Origin of the sequence: Bifidobacterium jacchi, from assembly GCF_009078285.1 — a bacterium.
Taxonomy (GTDB): domain Bacteria; phylum Actinomycetota; class Actinomycetes; order Actinomycetales; family Bifidobacteriaceae; genus Bifidobacterium; species Bifidobacterium jacchi.
In genome coordinates, this window is the sequence record NZ_RQSP01000030.1 from 17,520 (window position 1) to 31,847 (window position 14,328).

The following is a 14,328-nucleotide window of genomic DNA, read 5'->3' on the forward strand; positions in this document are numbered from 1 at the left end:
CTTTGCCTTACGCGAGTAGGGCGGAGCGGCTTTTTTATATCATTCCATATCACCCGAAATCATGGCATTTCACGGAAAAATGTGGGCAAGATGTGGGCAAAAAACGGGCGGAAAACAGTGTGCGTCGACGCCGGTCCGCCGGTCCCCTGCGAGGCGAGGCAGGGCGCGGATACGCGAAAGACAACCCGCTTCTCCGCGATGGGAGGAGCGGGCGGCGTGTTGGAACCGGGCGTGGATTATTCCACTGTGACCTGTTGGAGTGTTTGGGGCTGTCGATATGATTGCGGGCATGCTGTTGAAGCTTGACTCGGATCGTTTGAAGACATACCTCGAAACTCATAGACCCGACATCGGGCGTGGCCCAAAAGTCACGGCCGGTATCGCGACGGTGGAGGGCCTGTTCCTCATCCCGTCCGCGTTCACCGACGTGATCCCGTGGCTCTGGCTGCGGTGGGTTCTCGCGATTATCGCCGCCATCGTCACAGGATACTCATTTTGGACGGTTATCATGGCATGGAAAGACGGTTATAACGCCGACAGACTATATCAGGAGTTGAGACACATGGCCGGCACGGAGAAGCACAGCAGCATCGTAGCTATCAACGATGGGAACCGCTATCTCCTCTACCATGACAAGCAGTGGGGCTGCGATTTCTTCCCGAACCATTCGACCAGCGACAGTGAGGCCGAGAACCTTCGTCTCCTCACCGAATACCTGTCCAAAGGATTCGATATCCCATCATCGGATTTCACGCTCACCCGAATCACAGGCAAGCGCAGCGAGAAGTATTCCACCGAACACGATGAGACACGCGTTTATGATTACACGCTATACCGTGCGACCGTGAAGCATATGCCAGACGCGTGGAAAGCTGGCCGGTTCCATGTGGACTCGAAGGATTGCCGTTGGATGACGACGGACGAGATGCTGGCCGATCCGGTCATCCGCAGGATCAACAGCGATGTCATCGCACTGGTACGTGACAATCTGTAGATACGCGAAAAAACCGCCCCTCGTGCCCATTCCCGGGCGGAGGGGCGGCGTGTTAAAACAGGGCGTGAATTATTCCACTAGCACTTATCGGGTGGGGAATCACTTGCCGGCGAGACGCATCGGATTGTAGGTGACGCCGAATGCGGCGGCGATGATGCCTGCGGCGCTGCTGATGTATGCGCCGACCTGCGGGTCGCCGAACGCGGATACGCCGAGGCCGACGAGTCCGGCGACCAGCGTGACGATGTAGATGGCGGTGCGCACGGTGTCGTTGAACACGGGCGTGTACGTGGGGGTTTCAGCCGGTGTTTCGGGCGTGGCCGTCTCGAATGTGGTGACGTTCGTGGGGTCGGGAGTGGTCTGAGGAGTGGTCATGATGGTTCCTTTCATGGTGGTTGGTCAGGCGAGTCGCCTGTTGACGATCTGCTGGATGGCAGTGGGGTCGTATCCGGCGGCGCGCAGCCGCTGGGAGCGTTGGGGTTCGTTGCCCCAGTTGCCGCGGATCACCTCGGTGGCGATCTGGTCGTTGCTCTTGCGGGCGGGGGTGGTGGCTGCGCCGAGTCGTTTGTTGACGATGTTCTGGATGGCGGTGGGATCGTACCCGGCGGCGCGCAGTTTGGCGGAGCGCTGCGGGTCGTTGCCCCACCGGCCCTGAATCACCTCAGCGGCGATCTGATCGTTCGACTTGCGCGCCGGGGCGGCGGGCTTGGATGCCGCGCCGAGTCGTTTGTTGACGATCTGCTGGACGGCGTTCGCATCGTAGCCGGCCTTCCTGAGACGGTTCACGCGGTCGGTTCCGTTGCCCCACTTGCCGGCGATCACCTCCGACGCGATCTGCTCGTTCGACTTGCGGGCGGGCGTTGAGGGTTTGGATGGCTGTGCGCCGCCGGTGCTGCCGGGGATGTAGGCGCGAAGCTGGGCGGCGCTGCCGTAGAACTTGTTGAGATCAAGATCCCCGTTGTAGCCGGGCAGCCGCCCGGTGCCCGTGTACTGGCGGATCGTACACGAGTATGCGCCCTCGTTCCACGGGGAAGACTGGTAGCCGTCCACACGGTTCATGTTCGCGTACTGGGCGCACCACGTGCCGGAGTTGTGGCGGCGGGCCACGTCCCAGGGGAAGCCGACCGCGCCCGCGTAGATGATCGGCGGCTTGCCGGTCAGACGCGCGACCTCGCCGACCACGGCGTCAAGATACGCGACGTTCCCGTACGCGCTGTTCTGCTCGGCCTCCCAGTCGATGCACCAGAACACCTTGGTGCGCCAGTTCGAGCAGTTCTCGTAGAAGAACTGGGCCTCGCGTTTCGCGTCGCCGCCTCCCACGTAATGGTAGATGCCGACGATGCGACCCAGTTTGAGGGCCTGTTCGACCTGACTCGCACAGTCGGGGCTGACGTATCCGGTGCCCTGCGTGGCCTTGACGATCACGAAGTCGGCGGGCACGGCCGCAAGATCGATGCCCGTCTGCCAGTGGCTGATGTCGATCCCGTTCAAATGGGTCATGATGGGTCCTTTCTTTCGGAGGCGTATGCCTCCGCATGATGGGGGATGGTTGATGGTGGTTGCGGGTCGGCGGATGCCGACGAGCGGATGGCGGCGCGTAGGATGATGCGTCTGACGGCGGCGAGGAGCAGGCCGAGGCCCGCGCCCCATGCGAGCGCGATGAGATCGAGCAGGGTCATGGGATCAGGGTCTCCCCGTCCACGTCGTCGTCAAGCCCCGTCGCCGCGCCGGGGCGCGGTGGCAATGGGGGAGGCGTGGGGCCGCGATGAGCGCTGATGATCTCGTCGCGCATGTGCGTGCCGATGCCATTGCCTCCAAGCGTGTGGTAGGCGAGATAGATCTGTTCGGCGCGTTCCTTCACGTCCAGCGGGCATGGGCGCTGCTGGGTCACGTACACGCGGTGCATGCGGCTGAGCTTGTCGAAGAGGAGGGCGCGCACGCCCTCCTCGATGGCCGTGTCCCGCTCCCGCTGGCGTTCGTCGCGTTCCCCGACCCGTTTGCGCGCCTGACGCGCCGACGACCACAGCACGCCGCCCACGGCGGACAGCATCGAGATAAGCACCCCGCTGGCCACCGACACCCATAGAGTGCTCCAATCCATGTCACGCCTCCTGCATGAGCAGGCTCACATGCATTTCGTATGGGTTGACGCCGGTCACGTTGAGATTGTCGGCAAACCAGTAGTGGCCGTTCGCCTCGTACGAGAGCCGGACAGTGCTGCCGCCCCCGTAGACCGCGGGGAGGTCCATCGTGGTGCGCGTCGCCCCGGAGCGCCACGGCAGCAGCTCCACCGTGCCGCCCGAATCCTTGCGCAGATGGAAGCCGAAGCCATATGTGCCGGATGACACCTGCACGGTGGCGAGCTGGTCGAGATGCACCATCCACAGGTTCTCGACGCTGAACCCCACCGAGGTCACGCGCATGGCCACGCCCTGCATCTCCTCGCCCGTGCCGGACAAGCCCGACTGGTTGTACACGGGGAACCAGAGGCGTGAATCCCATTGCAGCATGCCGTTCGAGAGTTGCAGTCCGCCGCCGCCCACGTTCACGCTCAGCGTGCCGGTATCATCCACTTTCAGCCCGTCGCCGGGCCTGACCGCGCCGGCCATTGTCCCGGTGGCTGCTCTGGCATCCAGCGTGCCGTCAGTTCCGACGTGCATGTTCTTCCCGATCTTCACGCCGCCGAGCACGAGCGTGTCGGCGATCGGCAGCGTGTACTGGGATGCCTCCGCGTCCAGCGTGCCGTCCGCGCGCACCGTCAAACCTTTGCCGGGTTTGACCACGCCCGCGACCGTCTGGGTTGCGACCTGACCGGCGTCACCCGGATCGCCCTTGTCGCCCTTCGGGCCGGGGCCGCCGGTGGGGATGCCGAACCGGAAGGCGATGTCGCCGTTGCCGTCCACGTCGGTTTGGACCGTCGCGGTGGGCGTCTGCAGTGCGGTCGCGGTCACCGTCGTCACCCTCGCGGCGCGCGGCAGACCAAGCCGCAGATCATAGTCGCCGCTCATGGACCCGCCCATGTTGAGTTCCGCGGTCGGCTCCTGACTGGGGTTGAGGGTGGTCACGGACGTGCCGCGGAAGCGTGCGGCGCGTGGCAGGGCGAGCGACAGCTTGTAGTCGCCGTTCGACTGTTTGTCGAGGCTGGCGCGCGGCGAGAGGCTCGGGTCGAGTTCGCTGGCCTCGACCGTGGTCACGCCCGCGCCGCGGGGGATTCCCAGATCGAGCGTGCGTGTCAGTCCGCTGCCCTTGAGCGTGCTCGTGGCGGGACTGTTCGGCGGGAGCGTGGTCGTCACGCCGCCGCTGATCGACGCGGCGGAGATCACACGGTTCGCCTCGTCGGTCGCCGCGTTCGCGTCCGATACGGCCTGCTTCGCGTCGGCTGCGGCCTTGGCGGCGGTCTCGGCCGCGTTGCGCAGGTCGGTGAGCGGATCGCTGATCTCGGGTGCGGTCGCGTTGACGACGCTGGGTTCGATGATCGCGGTGATGTTGCGTGAACAGACGATCATGCCGTCCGGTCCGGCGATCTCGATGCCCAGACGCGCCCGCCCGGTGTTGGTGGCGAGCAGCGCGCGCGGCACGGGCGCGGTGAACGTGACGGTCTGCGAGCCGTCCGGGAGCGTGGCGGTGCCTCGCGTCATCGGCGTGGACGCGCCGCCGCTGGACGGATCCTCGGGGCGGGGGTTCCATGCGAGGCCTGCGGTCAGACCGGTGTCGGTGATCGGACGGCCCGCGTCGGTGACGATCGCGGTGATGACTCGTCCCTCGTCGTCGCCCGCGTTGAGACGGACGGGAGGGATCGCGTCGTTGGCGGTGTCGAGGGGGATGCTGATGGTGCGGAACGATTCAAGCGTCATGATGCGTCGCCTTTCGCTGGGATGTTCGGGGTTGACGTGCCCGTGCGCGTGTTCGCGGCCGCCGGGTCGGTGATGGTCGCCGGGTCGGCGATCTCGCGGGTCCCGTCCTCGCGTTCGGCGATGATCAGCGTGGACGGCGACCGGTCGGCCAGCGTGATCGCGGCGGGCGAGAAGTCGGTGAGCATGCGCTCCGAGTTGGAGAGCGCGTCGTGGATCCAGTAGACGACGACGGGATTGTCGGCATGATCGGCCTGTGACATGTGGCTCCTTCCTATTTATGATGCGGCGACGGTGCTGTAACTGGTCATCAGACCGTTGATGAACTGGAGTTCGAGCGTGCCGTAGCTCCACGAGACGCGGCCGTTGCCGATGTCGCGGATCGCGCTGATGATGGGCTGGCGGACCTTGCCGGTGAAGCCCTGCGTGGTGGTGACGCTGGTGTTGGAGGTGGACGCGGTGGACAGGCGGGGGCTGCTGATGCGGACGATGCCCTGCGCCTGCAGCTGGAGCCCGTGGTAGACCTCGCTCGGATTGTCGACGTTGTGGGCCTGGGCGCTGTAGTCGATGTATCCGACCTGTTTGCCATGACGGTATCCGGTGAGCTGTCCGGTCGAGTTGAGCGTGATGCCGTATGCGCTCGTGGAGCCGCAGGAGAACGTGCCGGACGCGTTCACGCCGGTCGCGGTCAGGTTCGTGGCGGTCATGTTCACCGCGTTCATGTCGGTCGCGCTCATGCCGCGCGTGGAGAACGTGCCGTTCGTGAGGTTCCAGCTGCTGGCCCCGGTCGTGTCGCGGATGCTGCCCTGCCGGAACGTGAGGTCGCCGCTGGTCAGGTTCCACGTGTTCGACCCGCCCCTGATGGTTCCCTGCCGGAACGTGAGGTCTCCGGTGGTCAGGTTCCACGTGTTCGACCCGCCCTTGATGGTGCCGGCGATGAGCGTGTCGGCGACGAGGCCGCGTCCGGTGCCGAGCGTGCGGAACGCCCATTCCCCGTTCGACTGTTTGGAGTCGGCGATGCGGAAGTAGCCGCCGCCGATCTGGATGCACATGGTCGGGTTCTGATCCTCGGGCCGGTCGTACACGAATATGCCCTTGCCGGGTTTGAGGTACGTGTATCCTCCGGTGGAGTTGAGCTGCGTGTTGAGACCGTCGATGATGTCGTCGAGGTAGCGGGACGCGAGCGACGCCGAGTCGTTCCATGCGCCGGCGCTGTTGGCGAGCGCGTCGAGTCGCTGCTGCGCGGACTGCCATGAGCGGGTCGCCGTTTCGATGATGTTGCCGAGCGTGAGGGTCGTGTCGGCGGGGTCGAGCAGGTTCTCCTCGATCTTGAGGACGCGGCCGGAGAGGCGCAGCGCGGGGGTGATGGCCGTGTCGGTGATCTCCACGCGGTCTCCGAGGTCGACGCCGTGCGCGTCCATGCCGGCCTGTGCGAGGGCGAGCACGTTCGCCTCGTAGGTGACGACGGGGGTTTTGAGCCGGTCGAGGCGTGCGCGGGTCTCGGCGAGCAGCTTGCTCTTGTCGTCCTGCTGGCCGTTCTCGTAGATGCCGCATGCGGGTTGCATGGTCCCGTCGGGGCCGGGCACGCCCCACTGTTCGGTCGCGGTCGTGTCCTCCACGTATTCGCGCCCCTGGTTGACGTCGGCGAAGCTGATCTTGCGGCTGTATCCGCCGGTCGCCTCGCCCTTGTCGTCGGTGGTCTCGACGCCCTTGCCGTACCCGTAGAGGCGGGTGACGACGTTGGACGCGTCGACGGTGCGGGTGATGCCGGTCAGGTCGGCGTGGTAGTCGAAGCGGCGTGGCACGCCGTTGGAGCGTCCCTGTGCGGCGAGCAGGCTGACCTTGCGTCCGGTCACGAACCGGCCGGACGGGTCGAGCGTGTAGGAGGCGACGGCCTCCAGCCCGTACGTGTCGCAGATCGTGTTGATCGCGTCGAGCGGGCTGACGTGGTAGAAGCTCGTGTCCTTCGCGTCGGTCGCGTCCACGTCGCCGATCGTCCACCGGGTGCCGGTGAGCGCCTTGGCGAGGGCCTGTGCGGCGTTCATGCCCCGGTTGCGTTGTTCGGTGATGAATCCCTTGGACAGTTCGCGGATGGTGGACTGGCAGATGAGGCTGGTCAGGGGGATGCCGTTGGCGTGTCTGGTCTGGGGGCTGGTGATCTCGTATTCGCGGACGCGGCGCATGCTGTCGATGTAGGCGACGCGATGCCCCTTCTCATAGGCGGGTGCGCCGATGAGGGTGAGTTCGAGCGTGTCGGTGCCGTCGACGCTCCATGTGTGCTTCGCGCCGAGGATGCCGGTGATGTCGCCGAGGTGCGTGTCGTGCCGGTCGTAGGCCACGAATCGTGGCGTGGTGCCGCTCATGGATGCTCCTTCATGGGGTCAGGTCAGCCAGCGGGGCGTGTAGGAGAGTCGGCCCGCGTGGCTGCTGGTGATGGTGTTGACGCCTGGACGCAGCGGCCACCAGTCGCTGTCGAGGCGGATGGCCTGCAGGGTGCCGTTGAGTCGCGCCTCCCGTGTCGCCGCGTCGAGGGTGAGGCTCATGGTCGCGGTGGGCAGGGTGACGCGGCAGACGATGCTGCGGCCCATGTCGGTCTGGTCGGTGACGGTCGCGTCGGTGGTGCCGGTGCCCGACGGGATGGTCAGCGTCCATTGGGGCGGGGTCATCGCGTTGCCTTGGATGAGGAGCCGGTTGAGGCCCTGGGTGACGGGCAGCGTGACCGGCCGGCCGTAGCAGTAGGGGTCGGCGTTGACGGTCAGGGTGGTCGCCGAGGAGCCCGTGCGGCCGGCGGCGGGCGTGTCCGTCCATGCGCCGACCGTCATGCGTCCCCGGTATTCGCCGTGGGGGCTGATGCCTCCGACGCTCACGATGCGGCCGGCGAGCGCTCCGATCCGCTGTTTGGCCTCGTCGATCTCGATGGGGTCGCCGACCGTGGCCACGTTGATGGTGACGTCGCGGCGGCCGACGTACGCCGCTCCGGTCGCGTCGGTCGTGGTCTGGTCGATGCCGCCGGACAGGCCTGGCACGTCGGTGTAGGTGAGCGTCGGCTTGGCTTCGCCGACGCTCCACGCGTCGCCTGTCGTGAACAGCCCGTAGTCGGCGAGGCGGATCCCGTTGATCGTGACGGGGCCGTCCGCGTCGAGGGTCGCGTGGTGGCGGTGGTCGTATCTCATGGTCATGCCAGTCCTCGGTAGGTGCGTCGGGCGAGTTCGTGGTCGATGGCGGGCGCGAGTTCGCCGGCCATGACGCCGGTGTCGAGGCGCAGCCGCATGTCGGGCATCGACTGGAGCGCCTGCGTGACCGCGATGATGATGTCGTCGCGGGTCAATGCGCCCGTCTCGCCCGTGGCGGTCGTGTCGGCGGCGGGCGCGTGGTCGGCCCATGCGCCGACGGTCCGGTAGGCGACGGTGGGCGGCGGGGTTTGCTGGACGGTCCGGTCGAGCGCGTCGAGCGCGGTGTGGCCGAGGCCGGTTGATGCGGTGGCGACGTCCGGGCCGGTGTCGTCGATGCCGACGGCGAGGCCGAGGCCGATCATGCGGCCCACGGTGTCGCGCATGAGCCGGGACGGCGAGTGGATGCCGAGCCAGCTGAGCAGTCCGCCCCACGCGTCCTTGACGATGTTGAGCAGCGCGTTGAGGATCTGGCCGCCCGCGTTCTTCAGACCGTCGACGATGCCCTTGATGATGTTGCCGCCGAGGCTGATCCAGTCGGTCTCCATGATCGTGTCCTTGACCGCGCCCACGACCTGGGGGATCGCGGCGACGATCTTGGGGATCGCGTTGATGATGCCGGTCACGAACTCGCCGAGGAGCCGGCCGCCGGTGGAGAGGATCTGCGGGAGGCTGGAGGACACGGTGTTCACGAATCCGCTGATGATCTGCGGTATCGCGGCGACGAGCGAGGGGATCGTGTTCACTATGCCGGTGACGAACCGTCTGAGCAGGTTCATGCCGGTGGTCATGATCCGGGGGAGCATGCCCGTGATCCCGCTGACGAAGCTCGTGATGATCCTCGGCAGCGCGGCCACGAGCGTGGGGATCGCGTTGACGACGCCCTCGACGAACCGGGTCAGCAGGTTGAGGCCGGATTGGATGATGCGCGGCAGGTTGCCGGCCACGCCCTGCACGATCGTGGTGATCATCTGCGCGGCGACGGGGATCAGGGTCGGCAGCGCCGACGCGATCCCGTCGACGAGCGTGGTGAGGACGGACACGGCGACGGTGATCATCTGCGGCAGGTTCGCGGTGATGCCCTGCAGCACGCCGGTGAGCAGCTGGAGTCCGGACTGCATGAGGATGGGCAGCTGCGTGGTCACCCATGTCTGGAACTGGAGCATGTAGGCGGGCAGCTGCGTGGTGAGGAACCCGTTGACCATGGTCCCCAACTGGCCTCCCATGCTCTCGTTGAGCGCGCCCAACGCGAGCAGGAGCGCGCCGGCGAGCGCGGCGATGCCGAAGTATTTGAGGAAGTTCGCGGGGTTGAAGAAGTTCGCGAACAGGGTGCCGATGCCGTTGAGGCCGGCTTGTATCGGTCCGGCGAGCTGCGCGCCGAATCCCTGGAACGCGGTGGAGAACGCCGACGTGACCGGGGAGAGGAGGCCTCCGACCCGGCCTGCGAGCGATTGGAGCGGGGCGGCGATCCTGGAGCCGATGCCTCCGATGCCCTGCTGCAGCGGGACGTACACCCTGCTGTCGAACATGCCGGCGAGCGTGGAGCCCATGTCGCCCAGACCGCTTTTCACCCGGTTGGACATGAGGCCGAACACGCCGCCGAGGTTCGCGTCCACGAGGCCCAGCGCGTTGCCCCAGCGGGTGGCGAGCTGGCCGAACACGCCGCCGGCCGCGTCCACGGTGCCTCGCAGCGCGTTGAATCGGCCCTTCATGCCGCCGATCGTCTTGTCGAGCATGGAGCCCATGCCGGTGAATGCGGACAGAATGCCGTCCGCGTTGCCGCCGATCGTGGTGAATCCCGCGAACGCGCCGACGGCGAGCGTGGCGCTGCGCGCGATGTCCTCGAGGGAGATGGATCCGTCGCTGAGCGCCTGCGCGAACCGTTCGATGTAGGGCACGGCGGCCGTGAACGGTGCGGGCAGCTGCGGGGCGAGCTGGCCGATGGCGTCGCCGATGCCCTGCAGTGCGCCGCGTGCGATCTGCGCTGCGCGCGGCAGCGCGTTCGCTACGACCGTGGACGCTGATTCGATCAGCTCGCCGGTGACGCGCGTCAGGTCCCCGTTGCCCTTGCCGATCTCCGCAAGCCAGTTCGACCATGCGGCCTTCATCATCCCGACCGAGCCCTCGATCGTGGTCGCGGCCTCATCGGACGTGGTGCCGGTGATGTCGAGCTCCTGCTGGACGCGGTGGATCGCCTCCACCACATCGCTGAACTTGTCGATGGTCAGGTCGGAGGTCTTGCCCTGCGCCTTGCCGAGCTCGTTCGCGTGCTCGATGAGCCGCTGCATCTCCTCCTTGGTGCCGCCGTATCCGAGCTTGAGGTTGTCGAGCATCGTGTAGTTCTGCTTCGCGAACCCCTGGTACGCCCATTGGAGGGATTCGAGGTCGGTGCCCATCTTGTTCGCGTTGTCGCTCATGTCCACGAGCGCGGTGTTCGCGGCCTCGGCCGCGGCCCTCGTGTCGCCGCCGAGCGAGCTGACCAGGCTGGCGGCGAAGCTGGTGACCTGCGTCATGTAGTCGTTCGCGCTCACGCCGGCCGTCCGGTACGCTTCGGCCGCGTGCTGCTGCACGGTCTTCGACGCGTTCCTGAACAGGGTGTCCACGCCGCCGACCGCCTGCTCCCATGTCGCGTACGCGTCCATCGCGCTTTTGCCGATCTTGCCGACCGCGCCGATCGCGACGCCGCTGGCGGCGAGCCCGGCCTTGCCGATCGATGCGAGCATGCTCCCGGCGGAGGCGGCCACGCCGGACAGCGTGGAGGACAGCCGGTCGCCCAATCCGGTGGCGAACGCGCTTCCCGCCTGCTGTCCCGCCGTGCCGCCGGCGCTGCGGGACGCGCCGGTGAACGCGGTCTCGATCGCACGGCCCACGCCCTTCATGCTGGGCACGATCTGCACGTACGCCTGTGCGAGCTGATACGCCATTGCTCCTCCTTGCGTTCATTTCCCGCCGTGGCGGGCTGCGGCTATGAGGCCATGCCGGGCCGGTTCTCGCGGTGCCGCACGTCATGGAAGCCGCGGCTCATGAACCGGTCGAGCTGGTCGATGGGGATCGCGTGCGCGCGGATCCGCCGCGTGCACGTGCGACGTCCCGGCTCCTCGCCGCCGTCACTGTCCTGTCCGGACCGTTCGACGGGGTGCGCCGGTGCCGCCTTCGCGTCTCCGGGCCGTTTGACCGGCATGGGGCGAGGCCCGCGACGACGTCGGTCCGCGTCGCCCCACATGCGCAGCATGGTCAGATCGATGATCGTGGCGAGCAGATGCGATTCGACGCTCCACGCGCGCGGCGTGTCGAGCACGCGCCACAGCATGCTCCCGTCGGGCAGATACATGGTCAGATCCGCCAGGACCATGGGGCGGATGCCACGGTCGGCGAGCAGCCGGTCGAGATCAAGCCCGTACACGCGTCTCAGGTCGGCGCGCAGCGCGCCGCGCGCCCGGCCGAGCGCGTATACGAGCGTCACGAGTTTGGGGCCATGGCCCTGAGCATCCGGTCGAGGAACCCGGCCATCGCCTCGACCGGGATGCGTCCCGTATGCGGGTCGCGCAGCGCGTCCTTGACCCGCTCGTAGTCGTCGGCGAGCAGTCGGCGCATCAGGGGCACGACCTCCAACGCGCCGCCCTTCGGATCGTTCTGCAGCGCGTACAGGCTTTCCGTGACCTCCCAGTCGTCGAACGCCTTCGGGTCCACGCGGATCGTCACCCCGTCCACGCTCACCTCGCGCGGCCCGGCGGCGTCGAGGCCCCGCTCGCGGCCGTCCGCCGTCTCCGTCTCCATGGTCCTTGTGGTCTTCCCGGTCATTGGTGTCTCCTTTGCCTAGATCGAATCGAAAAAACAGTGTGGTCTCTCCCTTGGAACGGATGATGAGGGGGGCGTGGGGAAAGGAGAGTGAAACCCGCGCCCCCGCAGCCCCCGGATGATTGGCGTGCCGACACGGGGGCGGGGTGTCGGCACGCGGCTTATGGGTTGACCAGTGTGAGCACGGGCGTGATCGTCTCATCGACCGTGACCGGCGTGGATGCGCTGCCGACCTGGATGCTGGTCTGATAGTATCCGGCGGACAGACGCGCCACGGGACGACTCGCGCTGAGCACGGATTGGCTCTCCTTGTACACGATGGCGGACGCGTTCACGCCGCTCCACGCGCACTGGTATACGCCTTCCGCAAGGTTCAGCCCGCCGTTGCATTGCGCCCATGTGCCCGCCTTGGTCGCACCCGACACGCGTATCCCGTTCCCGTCGCGCGTGAACGTCACCCCGTTGGTTGAGGGGGGGAGCGTGGGGTACGCCCACAGGTTCACGCTCCTATACCCCCCCCGCGAGGTCGGTGCGATCCGGTTTCACCCACGGGAGCACCGTGGAGCCTTCATTGCATTGCGCGTGCACCGCGGCCACGTCGAACGCGGGCGGATCGTAGTCCGGCTGGTATGCGCCCGGCTGGCTGGCGCGGACGAGCAGCAGCACGCGCGTCAGCGTCTCCCCGGCGGTGAGGGTGAACGACACGCTGGGAATATGGACATAAAGCATCTGCCCGTCGGACGAATTGGCCCAGCCGACCGTGAAGTTATGCTGCTTGTCGGTCCTGTCGTTGAATCGGAGGGTGACGGCGAGCGGGCGCGTCTTGTCGAACGTCTCCGACACGGACAGCGTGTACGTGCCGCCGGGCGTGAACAGGCTCGGGTCGAGCTCGTATTGCACGCCCCTCCATGCGACGCCGCCCGCATACGACGTGTGGAGGCTCCCGTCCGTGTTCACGGTGACGGTCAAGCCCTGGCCGGTGGCGGGACCGTAGGCGAGCAGGTTCACGGACGGGGCGGACGGGAGCGGGGCGGGCAATACGGTCGAACCGGTGGCGCGCGCGTTCGCGCCCGACAGCAGACAGTCCACGACCGTGACCGACTCGCCCTCCCTGTCCGAGATCATCCCGTCGTCCGGCCAGTCCAGCCAGCCGGCCGCATGCGAGCACACCTGATCATAGGAGATCGTGGGAGGCTGGTCGTCCACCCGGTAGCGTCGCTGGCAGCCATCGGTGACCGCCTCCGCGACCGTGAGAGACTGTCCGCCTTCAACCGCAGTGGCCGTGACGTTCAGAACTCCCAACTCGGGCGGAGGCGTCACGCTTTTGGGGGGACGGTCACCGTCGCGGTCGCATTCTTCGCGCCGTCGGTGCTGGTCACGGTGATCGTGACCGGCTTGCCCGCATCGGTCGCAGCCTTGCCCGTCACAGTCACCTTCAAACCGTCCACCGCGACCGTAGCCTTCGACTGGTCGGACGACACGGCCTTGTACGACTGGTCGTCCGCATCCGTCGGCGTGAACGCGACCGTCAGCTCGGTGGACGCGTCCACCGCGACCGTCGCGGTCTGCGGGGTCAGAGAGACGCCCGTGACCGGCTTGGCGGGCGTGGCGACGGCGGCGAAGTATTCGATGCTGGTCACGCCCTGGCCGAGACGGCTGTCCTCGTTGGCTGCGAGGGTCACGTCGTAGCCGACGACATCGCCGGAATGCATCTGCCGGTCGCCGAACTCGCTGCGGCTCGCGTTGCCGATCACGAGACGGTCCTTGACGCTGCCGGTCGCGACGATCTCGAACACGATGCTGAACCGTTCGTCGTCGGGCATCATGTGCCGGATCGTCATCGCCTTGTCCTCACCGGTCACGTTGCCGGTGCCGTAGCGCAGACGGGCCGCGGACGCGCGCAGCGTCTCGATGAGCGTGAACTGGTAGGTCTCCGAGTAGCTGGAGATCACGTTGAGCACGGTCGTGCCGTTCGCGTCGTTCACGGTCGTGGTGTCCGAGTCGACGCTGTTGGTCACGCCGTCCTCGCTCAGATAGCCGACGAGCTCGAACGCGGGGTCGAGCGGGTCGGTCGCGTTCTCGGGCAGGGGGGTGCCGTAGGGGGCGGCGTACGCGTAGCCGCCGACCTGGAACTTGCCGAGCGTGACGAGACTGGAATCGTTCATTGCACTGGAAGCCATGATAGGTGTTTCCTTCCGTGGTCATGCCACCGTGAGGGTGGGCTGGATGAGTATCTGGTAGCGTGCCCGCCCGTCGGGGGCGGGGAAGTGGCTCATGCCCGTCACCTGCACGTCGGCGACGCACGGCAGTCGGGTCAGGGATTGGAGGCGGGGCAGCACGCGACGGCGCGCCGCCTCGGCCACGATCCACGAGGATTCGCCCCACACCTGCACGGCGAGCAGCGGCATGCTCCTGAACGGCTCCTCCACGCCGCCGGTGCGTTCCACGGTGACGAACCGCGTGGGACGGGATGATGTGGCCGTGGCGGGCACGTCCATGGACGCGGGCCACCCGT

Annotated in this window: 16 protein-coding genes; 1 reads left to right on the forward strand and 15 read right to left on the reverse strand. The window is 67.0% G+C overall.

Annotated elements, in window-relative coordinates:
- The first annotated feature begins 277 nt into the window (after nt 1–277).
- Complete coding sequence (locus tag EHS19_RS08005) at nt 278–994, forward strand: DUF1206 domain-containing protein (RefSeq protein ID WP_241677158.1); 717 nt, start codon at nt 278–280, stop codon at nt 992–994.
- A gap of 99 nt (nt 995–1,093) precedes the next feature.
- Here EHS19_RS08005 and EHS19_RS08010 read toward each other — a convergent pair whose 3' ends face one another.
- The 15 genes from EHS19_RS08010 to EHS19_RS08075 all read right to left on the reverse strand — a co-directional run.
- Nucleotides 1,094–1,369 (reverse strand): hypothetical protein, encoded by a 276-nt coding sequence (locus EHS19_RS08010; protein WP_151917239.1) that lies wholly within the window; start codon nt 1,367–1,369, stop codon nt 1,094–1,096.
- Between the two features lie 24 nt (nt 1,370–1,393).
- A complete protein-coding gene (locus tag EHS19_RS10955; protein ID WP_194162103.1) occupies nt 1,394–2,494 on the reverse strand; it encodes a GH25 family lysozyme in 1,101 nt (366 codons plus the stop codon).
- Nucleotides 2,491–2,673 carry a hypothetical protein gene (locus EHS19_RS10820; RefSeq protein ID WP_175578380.1) on the reverse strand — a complete coding sequence of 61 codons (183 nt, stop codon included), beginning with the start codon at nt 2,671–2,673 and terminating at the stop codon, nt 2,491–2,493. Before EHS19_RS10820 ends, EHS19_RS10955 begins: the two co-directional genes overlap by 4 nt.
- Nucleotides 2,670–3,095, reverse strand: coding sequence for a hypothetical protein (locus EHS19_RS08020; RefSeq protein WP_151917241.1), 426 nt, complete (start codon nt 3,093–3,095; stop codon nt 2,670–2,672). The genes EHS19_RS10820 and EHS19_RS08020 overlap by 4 nt, the downstream gene beginning before the upstream one ends.
- A 1-nt stretch (nt 3,096) precedes the next feature.
- Entirely contained in the window at nt 3,097–4,848 is a 1,752-nt protein-coding gene (locus EHS19_RS08025) for a hypothetical protein (RefSeq protein ID WP_151917242.1), read from the reverse strand.
- Nucleotides 4,845–5,108, reverse strand: a complete 264-nt coding sequence (locus EHS19_RS08030) for a hypothetical protein (RefSeq protein WP_151917243.1) — start codon at nt 5,106–5,108, stop codon at nt 4,845–4,847. Before EHS19_RS08030 ends, EHS19_RS08025 begins: the two co-directional genes overlap by 4 nt.
- A 15-nt stretch (nt 5,109–5,123) precedes the next feature.
- Nucleotides 5,124–7,208: a phage tail spike protein gene (locus EHS19_RS08035; protein WP_151917244.1), complete on the reverse strand. Its 2,085-nt coding sequence runs from the start codon at nt 7,206–7,208 to the stop codon at nt 5,124–5,126.
- An 18-nt stretch (nt 7,209–7,226) separates the two neighbouring features.
- Complete coding sequence (locus EHS19_RS08040; protein WP_151917245.1) at nt 7,227–8,024, reverse strand: phage distal tail protein; 798 nt, start codon at nt 8,022–8,024, stop codon at nt 7,227–7,229.
- On the reverse strand, nt 8,021–10,939 hold the full coding sequence (locus tag EHS19_RS08045; protein ID WP_151917246.1) for a phage tail protein: 2,919 nt from the start codon (nt 10,937–10,939) through the stop codon (nt 8,021–8,023). The genes EHS19_RS08040 and EHS19_RS08045 overlap by 4 nt, the downstream gene beginning before the upstream one ends.
- A gap of 41 nt (nt 10,940–10,980) precedes the next feature.
- Nucleotides 10,981–11,478: a hypothetical protein gene (locus EHS19_RS08050; RefSeq protein WP_151917247.1), complete on the reverse strand. Its 498-nt coding sequence runs from the start codon at nt 11,476–11,478 to the stop codon at nt 10,981–10,983.
- Nucleotides 11,475–11,816: a hypothetical protein gene (locus tag EHS19_RS08055; protein WP_151917248.1), complete on the reverse strand. Its 342-nt coding sequence runs from the start codon at nt 11,814–11,816 to the stop codon at nt 11,475–11,477. The genes EHS19_RS08050 and EHS19_RS08055 overlap by 4 nt, the downstream gene beginning before the upstream one ends.
- Before the next feature lie 158 nt (nt 11,817–11,974).
- The gene (locus tag EHS19_RS08060) at nt 11,975–12,316 is read right to left on the reverse strand and encodes a hypothetical protein (protein ID WP_151917249.1); all 342 of its coding nucleotides are present in this window, start codon (nt 12,314–12,316) and stop codon (nt 11,975–11,977) included.
- 4 nt (nt 12,317–12,320) lie between these two features.
- Complete coding sequence (locus tag EHS19_RS10825) at nt 12,321–13,115, reverse strand: hypothetical protein (RefSeq protein ID WP_175578381.1); 795 nt, start codon at nt 13,113–13,115, stop codon at nt 12,321–12,323.
- 14 nt (nt 13,116–13,129) lie between these two features.
- Nucleotides 13,130–13,993 carry an Ig-like domain-containing protein gene (locus EHS19_RS08070; RefSeq protein ID WP_151917250.1) on the reverse strand — a complete coding sequence of 288 codons (864 nt, stop codon included), beginning with the start codon at nt 13,991–13,993 and terminating at the stop codon, nt 13,130–13,132.
- 21 nt (nt 13,994–14,014) lie between these two features.
- The coding region (locus tag EHS19_RS08075) for a hypothetical protein (RefSeq protein ID WP_151917251.1) at nt 14,015–14,328 on the reverse strand (314 nt) is incomplete at its 5' end.

Coding starts and splice junctions, on each gene's coding strand:
- EHS19_RS08070 (WP_151917250.1), bottom strand. CDS start 13,993: ATGGCTTCCAGTGCAATGAACGATTCCAGTCTCGTCACGCTCGGCAAG.
- EHS19_RS10820 (WP_175578380.1), bottom strand. CDS start 2,673: ATGACCCTGCTCGATCTCATCGCGCTCGCATGGGGCGCGGGCCTCGGC.
- EHS19_RS08010 (WP_151917239.1), bottom strand. CDS start 1,369: ATGACCACTCCTCAGACCACTCCCGACCCCACGAACGTCACCACATTC.
- EHS19_RS08020 (WP_151917241.1), bottom strand. CDS start 3,095: ATGGATTGGAGCACTCTATGGGTGTCGGTGGCCAGCGGGGTGCTTATC.
- EHS19_RS08005 (WP_241677158.1), top strand. CDS start 278: ATGATTGCGGGCATGCTGTTGAAGCTTGACTCGGATCGTTTGAAGACA.
- EHS19_RS08045 (WP_151917246.1), bottom strand. CDS start 10,939: ATGGCGTATCAGCTCGCACAGGCGTACGTGCAGATCGTGCCCAGCATG.
- EHS19_RS08035 (WP_151917244.1), bottom strand. CDS start 7,208: ATGAGCGGCACCACGCCACGATTCGTGGCCTACGACCGGCACGACACG.
- EHS19_RS10955 (WP_194162103.1), bottom strand. CDS start 2,494: ATGACCCATTTGAACGGGATCGACATCAGCCACTGGCAGACGGGCATC.
- EHS19_RS08040 (WP_151917245.1), bottom strand. CDS start 8,024: ATGACCATGAGATACGACCACCGCCACCACGCGACCCTCGACGCGGAC.
- EHS19_RS08030 (WP_151917243.1), bottom strand. CDS start 5,108: ATGTCACAGGCCGATCATGCCGACAATCCCGTCGTCGTCTACTGGATC.
- EHS19_RS08055 (WP_151917248.1), bottom strand. CDS start 11,816: ATGACCGGGAAGACCACAAGGACCATGGAGACGGAGACGGCGGACGGC.
- EHS19_RS08025 (WP_151917242.1), bottom strand. CDS start 4,848: ATGACGCTTGAATCGTTCCGCACCATCAGCATCCCCCTCGACACCGCC.